The organism is Actinophytocola sp., from assembly GCF_035762905.1.
In the GTDB taxonomy this organism is placed as follows: Bacteria; Actinomycetota; Actinomycetes; order Mycobacteriales; family Pseudonocardiaceae; genus DASYTH01.
On sequence record NZ_DASUCC010000124.1, the window covers coordinates 1 to 5,199 of the forward strand.

3 protein-coding genes and 3 pseudogenes are annotated in these 5,199 nt (G+C 71.7%); 3 read left to right on the forward strand and 3 right to left on the reverse strand.

Features of this window, described 5'->3' with window-relative positions; translation table 11 throughout:
- Positions 1-136, forward strand: a pseudogene (locus VFV67_RS26135) (translocation protein TolB); the annotation flags it as partial.
- Between the two features lie 27 nt (positions 137-163).
- On the opposite strand, the pseudogene VFV67_RS26140 reads toward VFV67_RS26135, so the two are convergent.
- Positions 164-1,459, reverse strand: a pseudogene (locus VFV67_RS26140) (UDP-glucose dehydrogenase family protein); the annotation flags it as partial.
- A 124-nt stretch (positions 1,460-1,583) separates the two neighbouring features.
- Here VFV67_RS26140 and VFV67_RS26145 point away from each other — a divergent pair.
- Positions 1,584-2,711, forward strand: coding sequence for a glycosyltransferase family 1 protein (locus VFV67_RS26145; protein ID WP_326473297.1), 1,128 nt, complete (start codon positions 1,584-1,586; stop codon positions 2,709-2,711).
- Positions 2,708-3,811 carry a glycosyltransferase gene (locus tag VFV67_RS26150; RefSeq protein ID WP_326473298.1) on the forward strand — a complete coding sequence of 368 codons (1,104 nt, stop codon included), beginning with the start codon at positions 2,708-2,710 and terminating at the stop codon, positions 3,809-3,811. The genes VFV67_RS26145 and VFV67_RS26150 overlap by 4 nt, the downstream gene beginning before the upstream one ends.
- Here the strand turns inward: VFV67_RS26150 and VFV67_RS26155 are convergent.
- On the reverse strand, positions 3,770-4,585 hold the full coding sequence (locus VFV67_RS26155; RefSeq protein WP_326473299.1) for an SGNH/GDSL hydrolase family protein: 816 nt from the start codon (positions 4,583-4,585) through the stop codon (positions 3,770-3,772). The genes VFV67_RS26150 and VFV67_RS26155 overlap by 42 nt on opposite strands.
- Before the next feature lie 326 nt (positions 4,586-4,911).
- Positions 4,912-5,199 (reverse strand): annotated as a pseudogene (locus tag VFV67_RS26160) (ZIP family zinc transporter); the annotation flags it as partial.

A 5,199-nucleotide genomic window follows, 5' to 3' on the forward strand; every position in this document is an offset into this window, starting at 1 on the left:
GCAGAGTTCATCGGAGATCACCGGCCCGGCGTTCACTCCGGCCGGCAACCGGCTCTACTTCTCCTCCCAGCGCGGCACTTCCGGCTCCTCCAGCGGCGGCATCACCTACGAGGTCACCGGCCCGTTCCGCACCTGACACCGGCTCCGGGTGTTGGGATCGTAGGCCGAGTCCGTGGTAGTGCAGGCCGGCGTGCCGGGTGGTGTCGGGGTCGAGGGTGTTTCTGGTGTCGATCACGATGGGGCGGTGCAGGACTTCGGCGATGGCGGGCCAGTCGAGGGTGCGGAACTGGGGCCATTCGGTGAGGACGATGACGGCTTCGGCGTCTTTGGCGGCGATCACCGGGTCGTCCACTGTGGTCAGATCCGCTAGGCGGGGGTGGTTGGTGTTGCTGGGGATGGCGGGGTCGTAGCCGGTCAGGATGGCGCCGGCCTGGCGGAGTAGTGCGGCGATGGCGAGTGCGGGGGAGTCGCGTAGGTCGTCGGTTCCGGCTTTGAATGTCAGGCCGAACAGTCCGAGGTGGACGCCGCGCAGGGTGCCCTGGCGGGAGCCGGTTGTGGCCCGTCGGATCTTGTCGACGATGCGGCGGAACTGGCGGGTGTTGGTGTCGATGGCCGCGCGGAGCAGGCGGAACTCGAAGTCGGCGTCGTCGGCGATCTGGAGTAGGGCGTGGGTGTCCTTGGGTAGGCAGGATCCGCCCCAGCCGGGGCCGGGGGTGAGGAATGACTGTCCGATGCGCCGGTCGTGTCCCATGCCTTTGGTGACGTCGCGGACATCGGCGCCGACCCGTTCGCACAGTTCGGCGATGGCGTTGACGTAGGACAGTTTCATGGCGAGGAAGCAGTTGGCCGCGTACTTGATCAGTTCGGCGCTGGCCGGGTCGGTGAGCACGGTGGGCGCGCCCAGCCGGGTGTAGAGGGTGGCCACCCGTTCGGCCGCGTGCTGCCGGTCGGCGCCGACGACGATCCGGTCGGGGTGGAGGAAGTCGTGAACGGCGCTGCCCTCGCGGAGGAACTCCGGGTTGCTGACCACCGGCACGTCGGTCCGGCCGAGCAGGTCCTGGCTGCGGGCGGTGGTGCCGACCGGGACGGTCGACTTGATCGCCAGGACGCAGCCGGTGGGCAGGATCTGGCGTAGTTGCAGGAGAACAGCGTCCAGGATGGTCAGGTCGGGTACGCCGCCGTGGCCCATGGGTGTGGGGAGGCACAGGTAGACGACGTCGGCGGTGTGGACGGCTTCACCGATGTCCACGACGAACCGCAGCCGGCCGGCGGCCAGGCCCTCGGCGATCAGCTCGGGCAGGCCGGGTTCGTTGATCGACACGTCGGCTCGGGACAGTTCCGCCACCTTGTGCCGGTCGGTGTCCACACAGATCACCTGATGGCCGAGTGCGGCAAGGCACGCACCGGTGGTGGTGCCGACATATCCGGATCCGATGACGCTCACGCGACGGGTGAACACGGTGCGAGCAAATCATCTGTCCGGCTGAGCTGAGAAGGTCACGTTCGGGGTCTTCATCGTCAGTTCACTGCGCGGTCGGCCGGTCGCATTCTCCCCGCATCTAGGGTCCATAATCGTTGGCAGCGTGCGGATCGCTGTGATCACCGAGTCGTTCCTGCCCACGGTGAACGGCGTGACGAACTCGGTGTGCCGGATCCTGCGACATTTCTCGGAACGCGGTCACCAGGCGGTGGTGGTGGCGCCGGGCGCGGCTCCGGCGAGCTACGCCGGGCATCCAGTGGTCGGAGTCGGCGGGGTGTCGCTGCCGGGTTACCGGTCGTTCGTTCTGGGGCTGCCTACCGTTCGGTTGGACGGACTGCTCCGGGATTTCCGGCCGGATGTGGTGCATCTGGCTTCTCCGTTCGCGATCGGCGCCGCCGGGGCGGCCGCGGCGCGGCGGCTGGGTGTGCCGTGCGTGGCGGTGTTTCAGACCGATGTGGCGGGATTCCTACGCCGGTACGGGTTTCGGGGCACCGACCGGGCAGTCTGGGCCTGGCTGCGCCGGATCCATGGCCAGGCCGATCGCACCCTGGTGCCGTCGACCGCCACCTTCGGACAGTTACGCGAGCGCGGGCTGCCCCGGCTGGCGATGTGGCGGCGGGGCGTGGACAGCGAGCGGTTCCATCCCCGGCACCGCGACGGCGAACTGCGGGCGCGGTTGGCGGGTCCGGATGCGGTGCTGGTCGGCTACGTGGGCCGGCTGTCCCGGGACAAGCGGGTGCATCTGCTGGCCGGGCTCGCCGACCTGCCCGGTATCCGCCTGGTGATCGTCGGGGACGGACCGGCGGCCGACCGGTTGCGCACGCGGCTGCCCGGCGCGGAGTTCCTGGGCTTGCGGCAGGGCCAGGCGCTGTCGACGATCTATGCGAGCCTGGACGTGTTCGTGCACACCGGCGCCGATGAGACCTTCTGCCAGGCGCTTCAGGAGGCGATGGCGTCCGGGGTGCCGGTGGTGGCACCGGCCGCCGGCGGACCGCTCGATCTGGTCGAGCACGGCCGGACCGGACTGCTCTACCCGCCCGACTCGATGACCGAACTGCGCGACGGGGTGCACCGTCTGGTGGCCGATCCCGGTCTGCGGGCACGCTACGGCTGGGGCGGCCGGGCCGCCGTGCGCGGGCGCACCTGGACCGTGATCGGGGACCAGCTACTTGAGCACTACACCGGTGTGCTGCGCGGCGAGTTGCCGCACGGGTCCCGGGCGATCGCGTGAAGATCGTCCAGTTGGCGAACTTCTACAGCCCCATCTCCGGCGGGCTGCGCACGGTGGTCGACACGCTCGGCCGGGGGTATGTCAGCCGCGGGCACCAGCGGGTGCTGGTCGTTCCCGGCGCCCGGCCCGGCCGGTGGGACACCGCGGCGGGCCTGGTGGTGACGCTGCCCGGGGTGGCGGTCAGCGGGGGCTACCGGATGATCGCCCGGCCGTCGGCGGTGCTGCGGGTACTCGACGAGATCGGCCCGGATTCCGTTGAGGTGTCGGACAAGGCGACGCTGGTCGGGGCAGCCGGCTGGGCCCGCACCCGGGGAGTACGCGCGGTTCTGCTGTCCCACGAACGGCTCGACCGGTGGGTCGCCGCCCGGCTGCCCGGCCTGTGGCGGCGAGCCGGGCCGGTGCTGGATCGCGCGGTGCGCCGGTGGAACCGGTCCTTGGCCAGCCGGTTCGACACGGTGGTCGTGACAACCGCCTACGCCGAAGCCGAGTTCGCCCCGCTCGACGTGCCGAACGTGCGGCGTATCCCGCTCGGCGTGGACCTGTCCACGTTCCGCCCGGCCCCGGTGGCCACCGGCCGCACTGCCCGGCTGGTCTATGCCGGCCGGTTGTCTCCGGAGAAGAACGCCGGCGCCGTGATCGAGGCGGTGCGACTACTCGCCGCCGCCGGCGAACCGGTTCGGCTCGACGTCTACGGCGACGGCGCCGCCCGCGCCGCGCTCACGCGCCAGGCGGGCGGTCTGCCGGTGTGCTTCCACGGCCACCTGGCCGACCGGCCCGCGCTGGCCCGGGCGCTGGCCGCGGCGGACCTGGCGTTCGCGCCGAGCGCCGCGGAGACCTTCGGCCTGTCCGTGCTGGAGGCGCTGGCCTGCGGCACCCCGGTGATCACCGCGGCCGGCGGCGGTGCGGCCGAACTGCTCGGCCCCGGAACGGGCCTGGCCGTGCCCCCGCACCCGGCGGGCCTGGCCGCCGGGGTGCTCGAAGTGCTGTCCTGGCCGCCGGCGCAGCGGCGCCGGACCGCCCGCCTGCGCGCCGAGCAGTTCCCTTGGGCCGCAACCATCTCAGCGATGCTCGACCTGCACACCGCCGATCGGCGGGGCTGATTCGCGACCCGCCAGATCCCGAAGCAGCGCCGCGCCGAGGTAGGGCACCAGATCGCGGCCCCGCCGCACCAACCACGGAAGTCCTTTGCAGACCAGCCAGCCCCAGCGCGCGGCCGAGCCGTGCGGCCGACCACCGCCACACACCAGGGAAACCTGCGCACGGACCGGGACGCCGAGGTCGGCCAGCCGCGCCGCCAGCGCCCGGGCGAGCATGCGGTGCCCGAACTCGGAGGGGTGCAACCGGTCGACCGCCCAGGCACGGGTCTGGTAGACCTCGGGGACCGCCCCCAGATCCAGCACCGCCACCCGGTTGCGCCGGGCCGCGCTGTCCAGCACCGCGTTGAGCGCGGCGATCCGGCCGGCCAGCGCCCGGCACAACGGCCCGGGCAGCCGGAACACCCGGTGATGGTCGTGATAGCGAACCATGATCACCACCGTCCCGGCCGCGACCAGCGGGCCGAGCACCGCGTCGAGGTCGGCGCCCATCCGGATCGGATCGAAGTCGGAGCGCATCGTGTCGTTCATGCCGACCACCAGCACACCGACATCCGGGCGGGCCCGCAACGCGGCGTCGACCTGGGCGCGCACTCCACTGACCCGGGCGCCGTTCACCGACACGTTGACCAACTCGACCGCGCCGAGTGCCCGGGCCAGCATCGGGGCGAAACCGCGCCACCCTCCGCTGAGAGCCGGGTCGCCCACCCCCACCGCGACCGAGTCACCCAGTACCGTAAGGACCCGCACCGTCTCGCCCGACCCACCGGGCTGTGTCATCAGCACGCCCCGCATGATCGGCGCCGCGCCCGGCCGAACGGTGATCCGCCGGTAAGCAACCCGGGGCCACGAAACGAAATTCTTCCTAGCCGACGCGGCCCCCGGAAACTGGTTGTCCTTCGGTACCGTGGGTGCGCACTTGACATCGGCGCGGGGTAGGGGACCAGCCGGCGGGATGACCCCTCGCGACGAATTTCGCCGGGGGCGGTGTGCGACCCAACGGCCGGACGAAGCGGTGGCCGCGATCTCGCGTCTCGGATATGCACCAGCGCCTGCATCGTCAAACGCACCACTCCACATGCCAGGCCAGAGGTCATCGAGCCTGGTCAGGCGGCGAGGACGAAGGAGAGGAAGAAGCCGCCCGCTGTGGCGAAGGCGTTGAGGGGCCGGCCGTGCTCGAATGCTTCCGGCATCAGGGTGTCGGCCAGCGAGGCCAGCACCGCCCCGCCGGCGAAGGACAGCGCCACGGCCAACACGGCGTCGCTCAGGCCACCCGCGACCAGCCTGCCGATCACGACCGCGGCGGTCAGCAGCAGCGCGCATGCCGCCCAGGTCGTGATGACGCTTCGCTTGCTCTGCCCGGACTCGCGCATGGCCACGGCGCCGACCAGGGA

Bases quoted from the DNA above. Each gene is read 5' to 3' on its own strand.
- VFV67_RS26155 (WP_326473299.1), bottom strand. From the start codon at position 4,585: ATGACACAGCCCGGTGGGTCGGGCGAGACGGTGCGGGTCCTTACGGTA.